The sequence below is a fragment of the Porphyromonas canoris genome (assembly GCF_000769115.1).
Taxonomy (GTDB): domain Bacteria; phylum Bacteroidota; class Bacteroidia; order Bacteroidales; family Porphyromonadaceae; genus Porphyromonas_A; species Porphyromonas_A canoris.
In genome coordinates this window covers 55,582-71,279 of sequence record NZ_JQZV01000013.1, presented here as the reverse complement: position 1 = coordinate 71,279, position 15,698 = coordinate 55,582, and the positions used below count along the sequence as shown (strand labels likewise).

Annotated in this window: 9 protein-coding genes; 8 read left to right on the top strand and 1 reads right to left on the bottom strand. The window is 46.5% G+C overall.

Annotated features, from left to right (window positions below; all coding sequences use genetic code 11):
• Positions 1–4 precede the first annotated feature (4 nt).
• Positions 5–2,029: a transketolase family protein gene (locus tag HQ43_RS05520; protein WP_036790884.1), complete on the top strand. Its 2,025-nt coding sequence runs from the start codon at positions 5–7 to the stop codon at positions 2,027–2,029.
• 9 nt (positions 2,030–2,038) lie between these two features.
• A complete protein-coding gene (rpiB, locus tag HQ43_RS05515; protein WP_036790880.1) occupies positions 2,039–2,479 on the top strand; it encodes a ribose 5-phosphate isomerase B in 441 nt (146 codons plus the stop codon).
• 59 nt (positions 2,480–2,538) lie between these two features.
• Here rpiB and HQ43_RS05510 read toward each other — a convergent pair whose 3' ends face one another.
• Positions 2,539–2,994 (bottom strand): hypothetical protein, encoded by a 456-nt coding sequence (locus HQ43_RS05510; protein ID WP_036790877.1) that lies wholly within the window; start codon positions 2,992–2,994, stop codon positions 2,539–2,541.
• A gap of 132 nt (positions 2,995–3,126) precedes the next feature.
• Between HQ43_RS05510 and HQ43_RS09810 the strand changes: the two genes are divergently transcribed.
• From HQ43_RS09810 to sov, 6 genes are read left to right on the top strand one after another with little or no spacing between them, the layout of a single operon-like run.
• Complete coding sequence (locus HQ43_RS09810) at positions 3,127–4,326, top strand: M24 family metallopeptidase (protein ID WP_036790874.1); 1,200 nt, start codon at positions 3,127–3,129, stop codon at positions 4,324–4,326.
• A 27-nt stretch (positions 4,327–4,353) separates the two neighbouring features.
• Positions 4,354–5,355 (top strand): glycosyltransferase, encoded by a 1,002-nt coding sequence (locus HQ43_RS09805; protein ID WP_036790871.1) that lies wholly within the window; start codon positions 4,354–4,356, stop codon positions 5,353–5,355.
• Between the two features lie 49 nt (positions 5,356–5,404).
• On the top strand, positions 5,405–7,897 hold the full coding sequence (locus HQ43_RS05495; protein WP_052103099.1) for a glycosyltransferase family protein: 2,493 nt from the start codon (positions 5,405–5,407) through the stop codon (positions 7,895–7,897).
• A gap of 11 nt (positions 7,898–7,908) precedes the next feature.
• Positions 7,909–8,679 (top strand): biotin--[acetyl-CoA-carboxylase] ligase, encoded by a 771-nt coding sequence (locus HQ43_RS05490; protein ID WP_036790868.1) that lies wholly within the window; start codon positions 7,909–7,911, stop codon positions 8,677–8,679.
• A gap of 21 nt (positions 8,680–8,700) precedes the next feature.
• The gene (ruvA, locus tag HQ43_RS05485) at positions 8,701–9,312 is read left to right on the top strand and encodes a Holliday junction branch migration protein RuvA (protein ID WP_036790866.1); all 612 of its coding nucleotides are present in this window, start codon (positions 8,701–8,703) and stop codon (positions 9,310–9,312) included.
• A 42-nt stretch (positions 9,313–9,354) separates the two neighbouring features.
• The gene (sov, locus tag HQ43_RS05480; protein ID WP_161785888.1) at positions 9,355–15,612 is read left to right on the top strand and encodes a T9SS outer membrane translocon Sov/SprA; all 6,258 of its coding nucleotides are present in this window, start codon (positions 9,355–9,357) and stop codon (positions 15,610–15,612) included.
• The last annotated feature ends 86 nt before the right edge of the window (positions 15,613–15,698 follow it).

Here is a 15,698-nt window from a genome sequence, read left to right as displayed (position 1 = left end):
GCTTATGGAAATGAAAACCTCATCTGCAATGGCAGCAGATAACATTCGTGTCTTAGCTCTTTCCATGGTGGAGAAAGCCAAATCGGGACACCCCGGTGGGGCTATGGGCGGAGCAGACTTTGCTCATATTCTCTTCTCTGAGTTTATGGTTTATAACCCTAATGAGCCTCAATGGATCGCTCGTGACCGCTTCTTCCTCGATCCGGGACACATGTCTCCTATGCTCTATGCCACTCTTGCCCTTACCGGAAAGTATAGCATGGAAGAGCTACAAGAGTTTCGCCAATGGGGAAGTGTTACTCCCGGACACCCGGAGCTTGATGTGGCTCGCGGAGTAGAGAATACTTCCGGTCCTCTTGGTCAGGGTCATGCTTATGCAGTAGGGGCAGCCATTGCAGCCAAATATATGAAGGCTCATTTCGGAGAGGTGATGCGTCAGAAGATCTATGCTTTCATCTCTGATGGAGGCGTGCAAGAGGAGATCTCTCAAGGTGCCGGTCGCATGGCAGGACACTTCGGTTTGGATAACCTCATCATGTTTTACGATGCAAACAATGTACAGCTCTCCACAACGGTAGAGGAGGTTACATCGGAAGATGTCGCCGCCAAATACAAAGCGTGGGGATGGCACGTGATAGACATTAACGGCAATGATCATGACCAGATCCGTGCCGCTCTTCGTGAAGCTAATGCGACAACAGGAAAGCCAACGCTTATCATCGGTCGTACCATCATGGGCAAAGGAGCAGTGGGACCCGAAGGAGTCTCTTTTGAAAACAAGGTATCTACTCACGGACAGCCTCTAAGTGCGGCAGGTGCGGATGTTCCGGCAACAATCACAGGCTTAGGCGGAGATTCGGAAAATCCGTTCAGAATATTCCCCGAAGTGGAAGCTCTCTATGCTAAGCGCAAAGAGGAGCTCATCGCTCTCTCCGAAGATTGGAAAAAATCTTTTGCAATATGGGAACAAGCAGAACCGGAGCTTGCAAAGAAGCTGTCTCAATGGTGTTCCGGCAAGGCTCCCGAAGTGAACTGGGAAGAGATAGAACAAAAACCGGATCAGGCTACAAGAACTGCATCTGCTACCGTATTGAGCTATCTTGCTCAGCATGTGGAAAACATGATGGTAACAAGTGCAGACCTTTCCAACTCTGACAAGACAGACGGATTCTTAAAAAAGAGCACGACTTTCTCTCGTGACAATTATAAAGGAGCGTTCATCCAAAGTGGTGTGGCAGAACTCACCATGGCGTGTATCTGTAACGGTATTGCACTGCACGGAGGTCTTATTGCCGCATGCGGTACATTCTTTGTCTTCTCGGACTATATGAAACCTGCCGTACGCCTGGCTGCTCTGATGGAGCTTCCTGTCAAGTACGTATGGACACACGATGCGTTCCGTGTGGGAGAAGATGGACCGACTCACGAACCGGTAGAGCAAGAAGCTCAGATACGTTTGTTGGAAAAGTTGAAGAATCATTCGGGTCAGAATGCCCTGCTTGCTCTTCGTCCTGCAGATGTACACGAGACAACGGTGGCATGGGAGCTGGCAATGAACAACACCAAAACACCGACGGCTTTAATCCTTTCCCGTCAAAATATAAAGAATCTGCCTGATAGCGACTACGCTAAAGCCCGTAGAACAGCATTGGGAGCTTATACGCTTATAGGGCATCAAAGTCCGGACATCATCCTGCTTGCTTCCGGCTCGGAAGTATCTACTCTTGTGGAAGGAGCAGAGCTTCTTGAAGCAGAAGGGATACATGCCAATGTGGTATCCGTTCCATCGGAAGGGGTGTTCATGAATCAGAGCGACTCTTACAGACAGGAAGTTCTTCCTCCGAATGTACCTCGCTTCGGTCTTACCGCAGGTCTGCCCGTTACATTGGAGGGTCTGGTCGGAGCCCACGGAACGGTATGGGGACTGAACTCTTTCGGTTTCTCCGCGCCATATAAGGTGTTGGACGAAAAGCTTGGCTTTACAGCGCAAAACGTTTATACACAAGTAAAGAACCTGCTTGGTAAATAAAGAGATCGCATGGCTACTTCAATGATAGGCATGGCTTGTGATCATGCCGGATATACTTTGAAAGAAGAGTTGAAGAAGATACTCGAAACTATGGGATACACAGTTAAAGATTTTGGTGCTTATAGTGATGAGAGTGTCGATTATCCCGACTTTGCTCACTCTCTTGCAAAGGAGATAGAGCAGGGAAATCTGAGCAGAGGCATTGCCATCTGCGGTTCGGGCAATGGTATCTCCATGACAGCCAACAAGCACTCGAATGTGCGCGCCGCTCTTTGCTGGATACCTGAAATCGCTCGCTTGGCAAGAGAGCACAATGATGCCAATATCCTCTCTCTACCTGCCCGGTTCATTACGACAGAAGAGGCGAAAGAGATCTTGGACATCTTCCTTAAAACTCCCTTTGAAGGCGGAAGACATGAGAGACGAGTTCGGAAGATAGAGCTATCGTAAATCTTGTAATATCAAAAAAGCAAGCCCACTGTATCAGCAGAAACAGTGGGCTTGCTTTTTTATTTCGTTTTGGAACTCTTTTTTCTTCTTTTCTCCCTTCGATGAAAGACACAAAGCGTCCTCTCCATTGAGATAAAAAGAATGGGAAGGACATAGCCAGAAATATAGGATGGCACGTTGGAACGTGAGGCTAAGACTATTGTGATAACCAGGAAGAGAGCAAAAAAGTTCATGACCGATACCTTCTTGCCCATGATACGCACATACCTCTCCTTATCTATGCCAAAAACAAAAAGAGAAAGAAGCATCAACCCCAAACCAACGACACAGAAAATAGCAGATGTTACCCACAAAGAGCTGTAATAAGGTAATACTATAAGCAAGGCAACAAGCACCGCATAAGAGAATATTCCCCACAGATACCTCCTGCTATTCTTGTCAAAAAGAAAGAAACCAAAATACAAAACCGGTAGCAGAACCGGGAAGATGTATTGTTGTATTTGTTCTATGCCCATCTCTTCTCTCCGTTTTAGTAAGATTTTTAATAGCTTCCTTATAGGGCAAATATAAGCAAAAGAGACAACTTATATCTGAGTTTATATTACTAACTTCGTGTTTTACAACGAACATAAATAAGAAAACTCTGTATGTATATCTCTTTAGCGGAACTCAAGCTAAGACTAAACAAAATATTTACAGCTTCTCAGGAGCTAACGAACAATGGGATAGACTCTATACTTATCCGGGCAAATGCCAACATGATCTATCTCACAGGAACAGTGGTATCGGGCTATGCTTATCTGCATAAAGAGTTGGAACTGCCTGTCTTCTTCATAGAGCGTCCATCTCAAGCCATCGATGAACTACCGGAAAATTGCAGATACAGCGTCAGAAAGCCGGAACTGATTCCCGACATCCTGAAAGAAAAAGGCTTTGCTATCACTGAACGGACAGCTTTGGAGCAGGAGGAGTTATCCTTTTCCGAGTATTGCAGACTCTCCAAGCTCTCTGTAACCGGTAAGGTTTCTCCTATAAGTGCAAACGGAATCATGCTCCGTGCAAGAATGGTCAAGACTCCATTTGAGATAGAAGTCATGAGAGAAAGTGCTCTTGTGCATTGTAAGATATACGAAGATGTTCCTCGCCTGTATCGGGAAGGGATGACGGAGTTGGAGCTACAGATAGAGTTAGAGAGAGCAATGCGACTCCGTGGAAGTATCGGAACGTTCCGTTGCTATGGTCCAAGAATGGAAATCTTCATGGGAAACATTATTAGTGGAGACAATGCTCAGTCTCCGGCTCCATACGATTTTGCAATGGGAGGAGTGGGAACACCTGCTATGCCAATGGGAGCAACGAATAGAATAATACGACCGAATAGCTCCGTAATGGTGGATCTTGCAGGGAACTATTCTGTTTATAATACAGACATCACAAGAAGTTACTCCGTTGGGACACTTCCCGATAGAGCTTACCATGCTCATGAAGTAGCTCGTAGTATATGTCGTTTTTTTGAACATCATGCAAAGCACGGCTCTTCAGTGGCTGACATTTATCTGCATGCACAAGAAAAAGTAGCGGAGGAGCAGTTTGAGTCGGTATTCATGGGTACGGAGTTTCAAGCGAAATTCGTAGGACATGGCATGGGTATTCAGATTAACGAACAGCCTGTACTCACCGGTAAAAGCAAGGATACCTTCCAAAGTGGAATGACCATAGCGGTAGAGCCAAAGTTTGTCCTCCCCGGCATTGGACCGGTAGGTATGGAAAACACCTACCTTATCACCGATGATGGAGTAGAGCTGCTTACTCCCGTAGAAGAAAGTATAGTCCCTTTAGATAAGTAACAGAGGTCTTTTCAAACAGCAAACCGGATGATAAGTTTTATAATTCCCCTCTACAACAGACCGGATGAGATAGAAGAACTACTTGCTTCTCTCTCCCGGCAGTCCATACCCCATCAAAACATTTGGGAGGTTGTGGTTGTGGAAGATGGCTCATCATCTCCGGCAAAAGATATAATAGAACGCTGGCAGAAAAGTTTAGATATCACCTATCTTGTACAGAAGAATACAGGGCCGGCAGGAGCCAGAAATCATGGTGCATCGGTTGCAAAAGGAGAGATATTTGTATTCTTGGATTCAGACACAATACTTCCTCCAAAATATGTAGAAAATCTACTGAAAGAGATAAAGCAAGAAAGCGCCGATCTTTTTGGCGGACAGGATAGAGCCATGAAGGAGTTTACACCTCTGCAGAAAGCAATAGACTTCAGCATGACATCTTTTCTCACAACAGGAGGAATACGTGGCAGCAAGAGTGTAAAGCTGGATAAGTTTTATCCTCGTACCTTCAACATGGGAGTCTCACGAGAAGCATTTGAAAAAGTAAACGGCTTTGGAAATTTGCGTTTTGGGGAAGATATAGACTTCAGCATACGAGTCCTTCGTGCAGGCTATCATTCTGCTTTTTATCCTTCAATATGGCTTTATCATAAACGCAGAAGCACATACCGACAGTTCTACAAGCAAGTTTACAACAGCGGTATCGCACGCATCAATCTCTCCATGCTTCATCCCGGCACACTGAAAGCAGTACACCTGTTTCCGACCCTATTTGTATTAGGACATTTGGCGTTACTTCTTTTGGCTGTAACCATATCGTCTTGGTGGTTGCTTCCAATCTTTGCTTACATGGCAGCCTTAATGATCGCCGCATGGTACAGAACAGGCTCTCTAAGTATCGGACTTAAAGCGATATTTACCAGCTATATTCAGCTTTACGGATATGGTATAGGTTTTCTCCATGCACTTTGGCAACGAATGATAAAGAGAAAAGAAAATTTCACGAGGTACGAAAAGAATTTTTACGAATAAAATTTATAACTTCCCCTTTCACTTCAGACTCAAAACAGACAATATCAATATGAATATAAAAGAGTTCCTCAAACGTCCCTGGCTAATATCGGCAGCACTTATTCTTCTCATGGCCGGTATAGCGTTCCTATACTTTTTCCCTGCCAATGTAGAGGGAAGAATACTTTTCCAAATGGATGGATTGGGAGCTTCCGGTATGGCTCAAGATGTAAGAGAATACCGACAAGAGACAGGAGAGAACTCTCTCTGGACAGAGAGCGCATTCGGAGGCATGCCTATGTATCAGATATCTCCGACATATCCATCCGCATCAAACCTGAAGACGATAGGTGATCTCTACAAGCTGAAGAAGCCTTTTGATCTGATGCCGGGAGATAGTTATCTGCTCTTTGCTATGCTTCTTGGGTTTTACATCTTCATGAGTGCATGGGGAGTGAAAAGGCTTTCCTCTTTTGCAGGAGCAGTAATGTGGACATTCTCATCCTACTTTATCATCCTTATAGATGCCGGGCATATATGGAAGCTACTTGCTCTCATGTATATTCCACCCACTATAGCCGGCTTGGTGCTACTCTATAAACGTAAGAAATGGCTGCTTGGAACATTCGTAATAGCCCTCTTCTCCGCCTTACAGATCTACTCCAATCACATACAGATGAGCTATTACTTTGGTTTTCTAATGCTGGCTCTGGTGATAGGATGGGCGGTAGAAGCTTATAGGTCTAAAGCGTGGAAACCTTTTCTCTTGGCTACTCTGCTTGCTTTTGTTGGAGGACTTATAGGAGTGGCGACAAATGCAACCAATCTTTACCATACCTATAAATACAGCAAGGAGACTATGCGAGGTGGTAGCGAACTAACACCTAAAGCAGATGATGGACAAGAGCACACGACTACAGCCGGAGGTCTTGACAAAGCTTATATCACGCAGTGGAGCTATGGTATAGATGAGATGCTTACTTTCCTCATACCGGATGCCAAAGGAGGCTATTCTACTCAGATCGGAACATCGAACAGGGATATGCTATCGGAGGTACAAGAGCCATACAGACCTTTTGTTGCTCAACAAAACAGATATTGGGGCGATCAACCCTTCACGGCAGGCCCTGTATATGTCGGCGCTGTCGTACTCTTTCTTTTCTTTCTTGGGCTTTTGATTGTCAAAGGACCTGTCAAATGGGCTGTGGCAGGAGCAACTCTTCTCACCGTGATGCTCTCTTGGGGACATAATATGATGTGGCTGACAGATATTTTCATCGACTATTTCCCGATGTATAACAAGTTCCGGACACCATCATCTATACTCGTTGTGGCCGAGTTTACCATACCATTCCTTGCCATTTTAGGACTTACGAAATGGATACAGACCCCTAAAGCACTCAAGACATACAAGAACGAGTATATTATCGCAGCGGCATTGACAGGCGGAGTAGCTCTTATCTTTGCTCTCTTTCCCGGACTATATGGCGGATTTTTAAGCGATGAAGAGCAAAGAATATTAGCCCCCTATATAGCACAAAACCAAGAATTTCAGATAGCGGTCGGGGAGCTAAGAAATATCCGAGAAGCTCTGTTCACCGCAGATGCTTGGAGAGCGGTGATATTCTCCCTTTTAGGCATGGCTGTTTTGGCAGGGTCAGCCTACGGCAAGCTGAATAAAACACTGACCGTTGCTGCCGTTACCATATTGGCGATTGTCGATCTTTGGAGCGTGGATAAACGTTACCTGAACGACGAGAAGTATCATGATGCCAACAGACTAATGGAGCAAACCTATGCTAAAACCGAAGCAGACAAGTATATCCTGCAAGACACGACGGATTATAGGGTGATGAACTTGGCTGTAAACACCTTTAACGATGCCACGACAAGCTACCATCACAACTCTGTCGGAGGCTATCATGCAGCGAAGTTACAGCGATATCAAGACCTTATAGAGGGTTATCTCTCCAAGATGGATAGAAATATTCTGCGAGCTCTCAATACCAAATACTACATTCTACCCGATTCTCTTCGAGGACTAAGCGTGGTAGAAGATTCTCTTGCTTATGGTAATGGCTGGTTTATTTCCTCTATAAAAGAGGTAAAAGGAGCCGATGAAGAGTTTAAGGCTATCGGAGAAAATAATCTGAGAGAGGTTGCCGTCATAGAGCAGACTTACCTGCAAGACTTAAAAGGGAAGAAGAGCTTTGAGACAGATAGCACGGCCACCATATCTTTAGTAAGCAAGCTCCCGAACAGAAAGGTGTATCGTACTAGCAACAAAGCAGATGGCTTAGCTGTTTTTTCCGAAATATTTTATAAAGATGGCTGGAATGTTACCATAGACGGAGAGACTGCGAAGCTGTTACGAACCAACTATATTTTGAGAGCATTACCCATACCGGCAGGGGAGCATACCATTGAGATGTGGTTCGATCCTGCTTCTGTTCACACAACAGAGCGGATAGCATCCGTTGCCGGCTGGATTATCCTGCTACTCATGGTGGCAACCATCGGTTTTGCAGGAAGCAAATACATAAGAAGAAGAAAATCAGAATAAAGAAAGCGACTATGAAAGAGACAATGCCAACCCCTATTTATCTTAAGACTACCACCTCTACCAACAACTATCTGCGTGCTTATTTGGAAGAGCATCCGGATACAGAATGTTGGCAGGTAGTCTACACGGACAACCAAACAGAGGGAAGAGGTCAGCGAGGGAATATATGGGTATCGGAACCGGGAAAGAATCTCACAATGAGTTTATTCTTCCGCAGCAGCAAGCGACGAGAAGAGTTTCACCCTTTTGATATTTCAGTATTTACCTCTTTAGCTATACGAACAGTTATAAAAGAGTATATTCCAAGAGGGAAGAAAGTATCTATCAAGTGGCCCAATGATATATTTGTAGAGGATAGAAAAATAGCCGGAGTACTCATTGAAAACGAATGGGAAGGTTCTGAATTCAAACAAGCAATAGTAGGTATCGGTATCAACATCAACCAGCTCCTGTTCGACCCCAAAGATGCACCCAATGCCACTTCTATTCTGATAGAAAGAGAAGATGGAAAAGAGGTGGATATCTACTCTTTTATGATACGATGCACGGAAGAGATCATCAAGATATGGCGACAGATGAAGGTAGATTTTGTTTCTCCGAGGGACGAATACAACAATCTTCTCTATCGAAAAGATGGACGTCTGCATGAGTTTGAAACAGCCGAAGGGACTCTTAACCTGCTCGTGGAAGGTGTAGATGTCGATGGTATGTTGCGTCTGTATGATCCTGCCACCGATGTCAGACGTAAGTTTGCATTCAAAGAAGTGAGCTATATCCTGTAATCTCTAAGCTATCTCATCTATATGATCGAATACATCAAAGGTTCCATAACATCCCTACATCCGACTACTGCGGTGGTTGAAGTCTCCGACATAGGATATGAAGTACATATTTCGCTCTTTTCCTACAATCTTCTCCAGAAAGTTCAAGAGAGTAAAATCTACATCCATGAGATCATTCGAGAAGATGCACACGATCTTTTCGGATTTGTTCAGCCCGAAGAGCGAGCGCTTTTCCGCCTGCTTATCACGGTAAATGGAGTTGGAGCAAACACAGCAAGGCTGATACTATCCTCCTATTCTCCGGGAGAACTTTCCCGACACATTTCCTTAGGCAACGATGCAGCCTTGAAAGGAGTGAAAGGTATAGGAGCTAAAACGTCCCAAAGAATCATTCTTGACCTGAAAGATAAGATCGCCGGAATCATCCCGGCAGAACAGTTTATTGGAACGGCAGAAGTGATAGAAGATGTAGATACAGCAGAAACACAAGCAGAAAAAGAGGAAGCGGTAAGTGCTTTTGTCGTTCTCGGCTACCCTCGTGCCGCTGCCAAGAAAGTGGTAGATACGCTTTTCAAGAAATATCCGGAGCTTTCTCTGAATGAAAAAATAAAGAAAGGGCTCACGATGCTCTAAAAACAAAATCAAGTGTGGGGCAGTAAGAGAGATAAATATCCATTGCGCTTTTTAAGACGCACACTCTTGGCTTTGGGAGCTTTGTTCTGTATCTCATTGCCGCTTACTGCTCAGACCGATACTCTTGTTGTATCTGCTTCCAAATCCAAGTTTTATATCCGACCACTTGGAAATGCGGGAGTAGCGACAGGAATAAAAACAATAGAAAATCTCAATCCGACCCTCCCCATGCATTTACGCAAGAGGAGGGTCTTTAATTTTGAAAACAACCTTGACCTTATACTTGAAGCAGGTATTAAAGACAGGGTAAAACTGCAAGTCGGATTCAATAACAGCTCCCCTTTTGCTCGCAAGCAACGTTTACTCAAGTTGCAGTATATGGGACTTGAAAACGATCCCTTGAGGAGTCTTGATGCAGGATATTTTGACTTTCGAAGCGAAAACTCCCTGATCCTTCCCATGGGAAACCTCATGGGATTGCGTTCTATTTGGAATATAGGACACTTGGAAGTAGAGGCTTTTGCCTCCAGACAGGAAGGAGAGAGCCGAACAATCCACAGGGAGAACGCCTCTCAAGAGCGACACTCTTTCTCTTTAAGAGCTTCCGACTACGATTTTCGAAAGCACTTCTTTCTCTCTCCTGCTTTCAGAGATGCGTTTCCCAAAGCGATGCATTCTATTCCGATACTCTCCTCTCCCTATACGGTGGAGGAGGTAGAAGTATGGATCACCAATCGCTATACTGTCATGGAGGATGTAAGAGATATTGTCGCTTTCACCCCCAAACCCGGAGAGATGAGTGCTTCCTTGATAAAAAAGTACCAAGAGACACTGCAAGACAAACAGGTGGAAGAGGCAGAAGCCATCCTCTCATCTGAAGATCCACAGAGCTTTTCCGTGATTAGAAATGCTCGAAGAATGATGTCTTCGGAGTATAGCCTCCATCCCTTACTCGGCATACTCTCTCTAAAAAGACCTCTTGCTCCGGACGAACTGCTCGCTGTATCTTTTCGGTATCGCCATCAAAACGGAGGCGAAGAGGTGGGACAGAGGTCTATCTCATCTGCCAATAAATCTTCCGTCATAGTGGGACAGCTTCTATCGGCATGGGATAAGTCTCCCAACCATCCCACTTATCCTCTGATGCTAAAGAATATATACACTCTCACACCGGGAGGAGGAGTAGAACCGGATAAGGTAAAAGTGGATCTTCTCGTAATGCCACATGGAGAAAGTGTGGAGAGTCGCTTTATCAACCAACTCTCCTTGGCTACTCTTCTCAAGCTGGACTTTGCCAAACCGGACGGCACACAAGGGACAGACGGCATACCCGACCTGCTCACGGATATATCCTACATAAAAGAGACAGGCTCTCTTTTGTTTCCCCTCTTGGAGCCTTTCGGTAAAGATTTGGAGCAACTGCTGGGAGGCTCCTCCCCCTATGCCTATCATGCACTCTACGACAGCACTCTTACCGTGGCAAAGCAGCAAAAAGAGAAAGACCGGTTCTTTCTCCGAGGATATTATGAACGAAGTGGAGGCACGGGAGAAATATTGTTGGGAGCCACCAATATCCCTCAAGGAAGCGTAAGGGTAACAGCAGGAGGAAGACCTCTGACAGAGCATAAAGACTACACTGTAGACTATCTCTCCGGAGTGGTACATATTACAAATCCGCTCATTCTCAAAGCAGAACTTCCGGTAGAGGTCAATATAGACGATCCGGCACAGCGGTTCAAGAAGAAGAAAGACCTCATCGGATTGGAAGCCCGATGGGCTCCCGTCAAAGGTCTCTCCTTGACCTCTTCACTGCTCCACTACGATGAAGAGAGCGCACTATCCCGAACATATTTGGGACAGGAAGAGGTGGAAAATCGCATGCTCGGCTTCTCTCTTCGCTACGATACGGATCTCCCGAAAGTTCATGCCTGGATAGAGCGCATCAGTGGCAAGACACACGATGCTCCGTCCCGATTCTCCGTAAAAGGTTCTTATGCCAAACTGTGGAGCAGACTGAAAGGAAGAAGCGGAGAGATCATCATAGACGACTTTGATACCCCTACTCCCTACGTAGATCTCACCTATCCCGAAGCATGGCATCTGGGTTCGGCTCCCTTTTTACAGCAGCAATTTTTGGATCCCGTTAAGCAAAACTATACCAGATCTCACCTTTCATGGTATAGAATAGACCCCATGTTGCAGTACGAATGGAGAGAAGCGGGCTACCCTTTACCCCAAGGAGCTCATCCCGGCATCTTTCATCTTCAAAGAGAAGTAAATGTCAGCGAACTCTTTCCATCTCGTCATACCGAAACTCTTACCTCTTATCTGCCTGTTCTGAACCTCTCTTTCTATCCGATGGAGCGAGGCAGTTACAATCTCAATCCGGACTCATTTTCTCCCAAAGAGCAGTGGGCAAGTATCATTCAACGTCTTCTTTTCTCCGATTTTGAAGAAGAAAATATCGAGTACATGGAGTTTTGGATGATGGATCCTTATGTCGGAAAGCCGGACAAAGAGTATGGCTCCGGACGGTTGGTCATAGACCTCGGACAGATTTCGGAAGATATTCTCAAAGATGGTACTATCGGAGCAGAAAATCTACTCCCCACGCCTGAAAACCCCAATAAACCTTTTATCTTCACCGTATGGGGAAAAGCCGGAACGGGACGTATTCAGACCAAAGCATTCAACTTTGAAAACCTTGATGAGGTCAAGGCTCAGGATGTCGGCTTGAATGGGATCAGCTCACAGGAAGAGCAGAGTCATCCGCTGTATGCCTCTTTTTTGCAGGCATGGAAAAACAGCCTCTCCCAACAGGCTCTTCAAGAAGAGACACTCTACCCATTCTCTCGGCTCCACTCCCCATCAGGGGACAGATACCTTTCTCCACTTGATCCTTTCTGGCTTTCACTGCCTCAAACGTCTCTTCTGTTTCGGCATAAGTACATCAACGGAACAGAAGGAAACTCCCTTCCCGGTTACGATCCGTCCGGCAGGGCATTGGCTGCAACTCTCAATCCCGACAGCAAAGATCTGGACGGGAATCACTCTCTGCTCGATAAAGAGAGCTTTTTCCGCTACACCATTCCTCTTTCTCGTCAGGCACTCTCTTCGGGAGAAGCTTATGTGGAGAGCTTTGTGGAGACACCCGTGAAACTGCCTGACGGAAGCCAAGAAAATATTCGCTGGTACAAAATCAAAATTCCTCTCAAGTCCTATGGCGAGTTGGTCGGCAATATTTCCGACTTCCGCCACATTCCGTTCGTTCGTCTCTCCATCACCGGATTTGAAGAGGAGATCCACCTGAGGTTTACGGGATGGAAGCTCTCCCAATCCGAATGGAGGGCTGCCTCTGTTCTCTCCGAGTCGGGCATACAATCCTCGTCCGCCGTTTCGGCTGTCAGCAGTGTAAGCATAGAGGAAGACTCCGGTCGCCTACCTGTTAATTACATTTCTCCGCCCGGCATTTGGAGAGAGCGCGAAGAGGGTGTGCACACCACCTATGTGCCTGATGAGAAAGCGCTTGCCCTGCAAATAAAAAATCTCGAACCGGGTGCCATTTCCGGTATTTACAGAACGCTCTCCACAGATTTGAGAGATTACGAAAGGCTCACCCTCTTCACCCACGCAGAAAATCTCAAAGAGGCAATAGAGCAGGCAGGAACCGGAGATATACGTTTATCGTTCAGAATAGGGGACGACCACTCCGAGAACTATTACGAATACGAAAGTCCCCTTTCGATAACCTCTCCCGGAAAGTACAATAACAACTCCGCATCCGACAGAGAAGCCGTCTGGCCGCAAGCCAATTATGTGGATATTCTACTCGAAGAGTGGACACAGCTCAAAGCCGAACGCAATACCGCACTGGTTTCAAACGGAATCTCCATCAACACTCCCTATGCCAAACAGAAAGGAGAAGCCGTTTACAGGGTAAAGGGAAATCCGAACCTCGCAAACATCCGTACCGTCTTTATCGGTCTTATAAACGCCTCTGCCACCCCAAAAGATATAGAGTTGTGGTGCAACCATTGGAGTCTGAAAGGCTCTTCTCTATCTTCCGGAAGCAGTATGGAGCTGGATAGCTCTCTTTCTCTCGGTAATATAGGCAACGTCTCTTTCCGTGCAAGAGAGCGGACACCCGGCTTCGGCTCTATCAATGAAATGTACAGCCGTAGAGACCGAAGCCATAAAAGAGAAAAAGAGTGGAGTGCCAACCTGCAAGCAGGAGAGCTGTTTCCTGCCTCTTGGAAGCTCTCCATTCCTCTCTTTATACGCCAAAGCAGGGTACACTCGACACCCGAATATGATCCGGTACAGGGGGACATACGCACCAACGAATCATCTGAAAAGATTTCATCGGAGCGAGTGTTGCTCACGACAATCTCTGCTCCCGATATAGGCTGGAAGCTGAGAAGCAAAAGTCCCATGCCTTACGACCCGTCCAACATTCGCTTCTCCTTTTTTCTTCAAAGGCACACGGCGGAAAACGCGCTCTCTCTTTTCGACAACAGAGAGCACGCCAAGCTCTCCTTGGAGTACGACTATATCGCCCCACGCAAAACATTTACCCCCTTGGCTCTGCAAGTATGGCCTACTCGTCTGTTCTATAAAAACAGCATGGAAAGGCTGTACGGCGAACAGCAGGAGCGTGCAAGAACACAGCTTCTACCCCCCATCCGTCTACACCATAAATGGGATTGGATGCAGGACTTTAAGCTGGAGTGGCAACTCTCGCCCAGGCTCTTCTGGAAGTGGGAAAGCGGTCATCGGGCACTCATACGGGAACCATATCTGAGAGTGAATCGCCACTTTGCAAAAGCGGACTATGATGTGTGGAGAGACTCTGTACTGCATGAGATCAAACAGTGGGGCGATCCTTATATGCACACTACGGCTACCGAGATGGCGTACACACTGCCTCTCCAAGAGATCAAGTGGCTCAAACGATCGGTTCACGGCTCTCTGCGCCACATCAGTTCCGCTTCATGGCAGAGGGGCAACCGATCGGAAAAGCTCTTTTCCGGGCATCAGCTCTCCGGCAATGCTCGAACGGAGTTTTCGGCAACACTGTCTGCCGAAGTACTTTACAGAGCCATCTTTCCTCAAGATGAGAGTTCGTGGAGCAGGGGCAACAGCTCCGGCAAATCCTTTTGGCGCAGTCTCCCTTATACCATTCGCAGGTTCATCCTCCACAAACAGTGGCAAAGCTCCTCTCACTATCCGCACCTGAAACCCAAAGTGAGCGGACTCTTCGGAGAGCAGCTCCGGGACGACACCGGAAGCCGTACTCCCATATTCTCCTATCTGTTGGGGGTAGAACACAGCTCCAAATTCAGAGACGCACTTCTGCATGGCGGAAATCTCCTGCAAGGAGCCACGCACAGCTCACCCGCCACACTCTATTACAGAGAGGAACAGACGCTTACGGCACAGCTCTCCCCGTGGAACGGACTATCCATAGATCTTCTTCTGCATTCCGCTTTCGATACCAAACAGGATCTCTACACACAGGGCAGTAGTCCGGCTCTTCGCCGACACACTTCTACACAAAGCTCCTCGATTCTCTTTTTGAAGTCTCATCAAATTCCGGAAGAACTCACCACCGTGTCCTCCATACCCCTTCTGCCCTCTTGGGAGATAAGGTGGCAACTCCCTCTCAACAGCTCCTCCCGATGGCTTCAACGGCTCTCTTTACGGCACAGCTACAGAGGTCTATCCACCAGAGCAGATGCGGACATCCGGGCATATCCTACGACAATAAAAGCTCCTGCCCTTGCTCCGGAGAGGTACGAAGTGAAAGCGGATTTCTTCCCCCTTATCGGATTGGATGCTTCTCTCTTCAAGGCATTCACCTGCATCTTCCAATACAGCACCGGAAAAGGGTTTCTCTATTTGGGTTCATCGGGACGAGTAATAGAAAGTACACAGAACGAACTGCATCTTTCTCTCGATTACAGAGTATCCGGACTGAACAAAGTCTCTTTCAGACTTCTTCCGTCTCTGAAGCCGCAAAAGCAAGAGCTATCTTTCCATCTCTCTTACCGCCGCTCCGAAAAACTCTCTTGGACCTATCTTCGCCAGAACAACACTTCCGACATGCTCTTTTCGAGCCCGGAAGCAACGCAAGGACTGCGGACGCATAGCCTGAAAACAGCTGTGGAGTACGCTTTGGGAAGCGACTTCTCGGTAAGGCTCTTTTATGACCGAGACCTTACCACACCTCTCATCTCTCCGGTTATGTTTCCCACCTCTCTCTCCTACCTCGGCATCATGTTTAAGGTCGGCTTCCGCTAAGATCTCTTTCGGATCACGGAATGCAAACATATAAAATGGCATTGAAGCCTATAAAAAGATCTCCCAAACAGGTTCAAAACAATTTC

Excerpts from the sequence above, each read along its gene's own strand:
- ruvA (WP_036790866.1), top strand. The coding sequence starts at position 8,701 with ATGATCGAATACATCAAAGGTTCCATAACATCCCTACATCCGACTACT.
- HQ43_RS05495 (WP_052103099.1), top strand. The coding sequence starts at position 5,405 with ATGAATATAAAAGAGTTCCTCAAACGTCCCTGGCTAATATCGGCAGCA.
- rpiB (WP_036790880.1), top strand. The coding sequence starts at position 2,039 with ATGGCTACTTCAATGATAGGCATGGCTTGTGATCATGCCGGATATACT.
- HQ43_RS05490 (WP_036790868.1), top strand. The coding sequence starts at position 7,909 with ATGAAAGAGACAATGCCAACCCCTATTTATCTTAAGACTACCACCTCT.
- HQ43_RS09810 (WP_036790874.1), top strand. The coding sequence starts at position 3,127 with ATGTATATCTCTTTAGCGGAACTCAAGCTAAGACTAAACAAAATATTT.
- HQ43_RS05520 (WP_036790884.1), top strand. The coding sequence starts at position 5 with ATGGAAATGAAAACCTCATCTGCAATGGCAGCAGATAACATTCGTGTC.
- HQ43_RS09805 (WP_036790871.1), top strand. The coding sequence starts at position 4,354 with ATGATAAGTTTTATAATTCCCCTCTACAACAGACCGGATGAGATAGAA.
- HQ43_RS05510 (WP_036790877.1), bottom strand. The coding sequence starts at position 2,994 with ATGGGCATAGAACAAATACAACAATACATCTTCCCGGTTCTGCTACCG.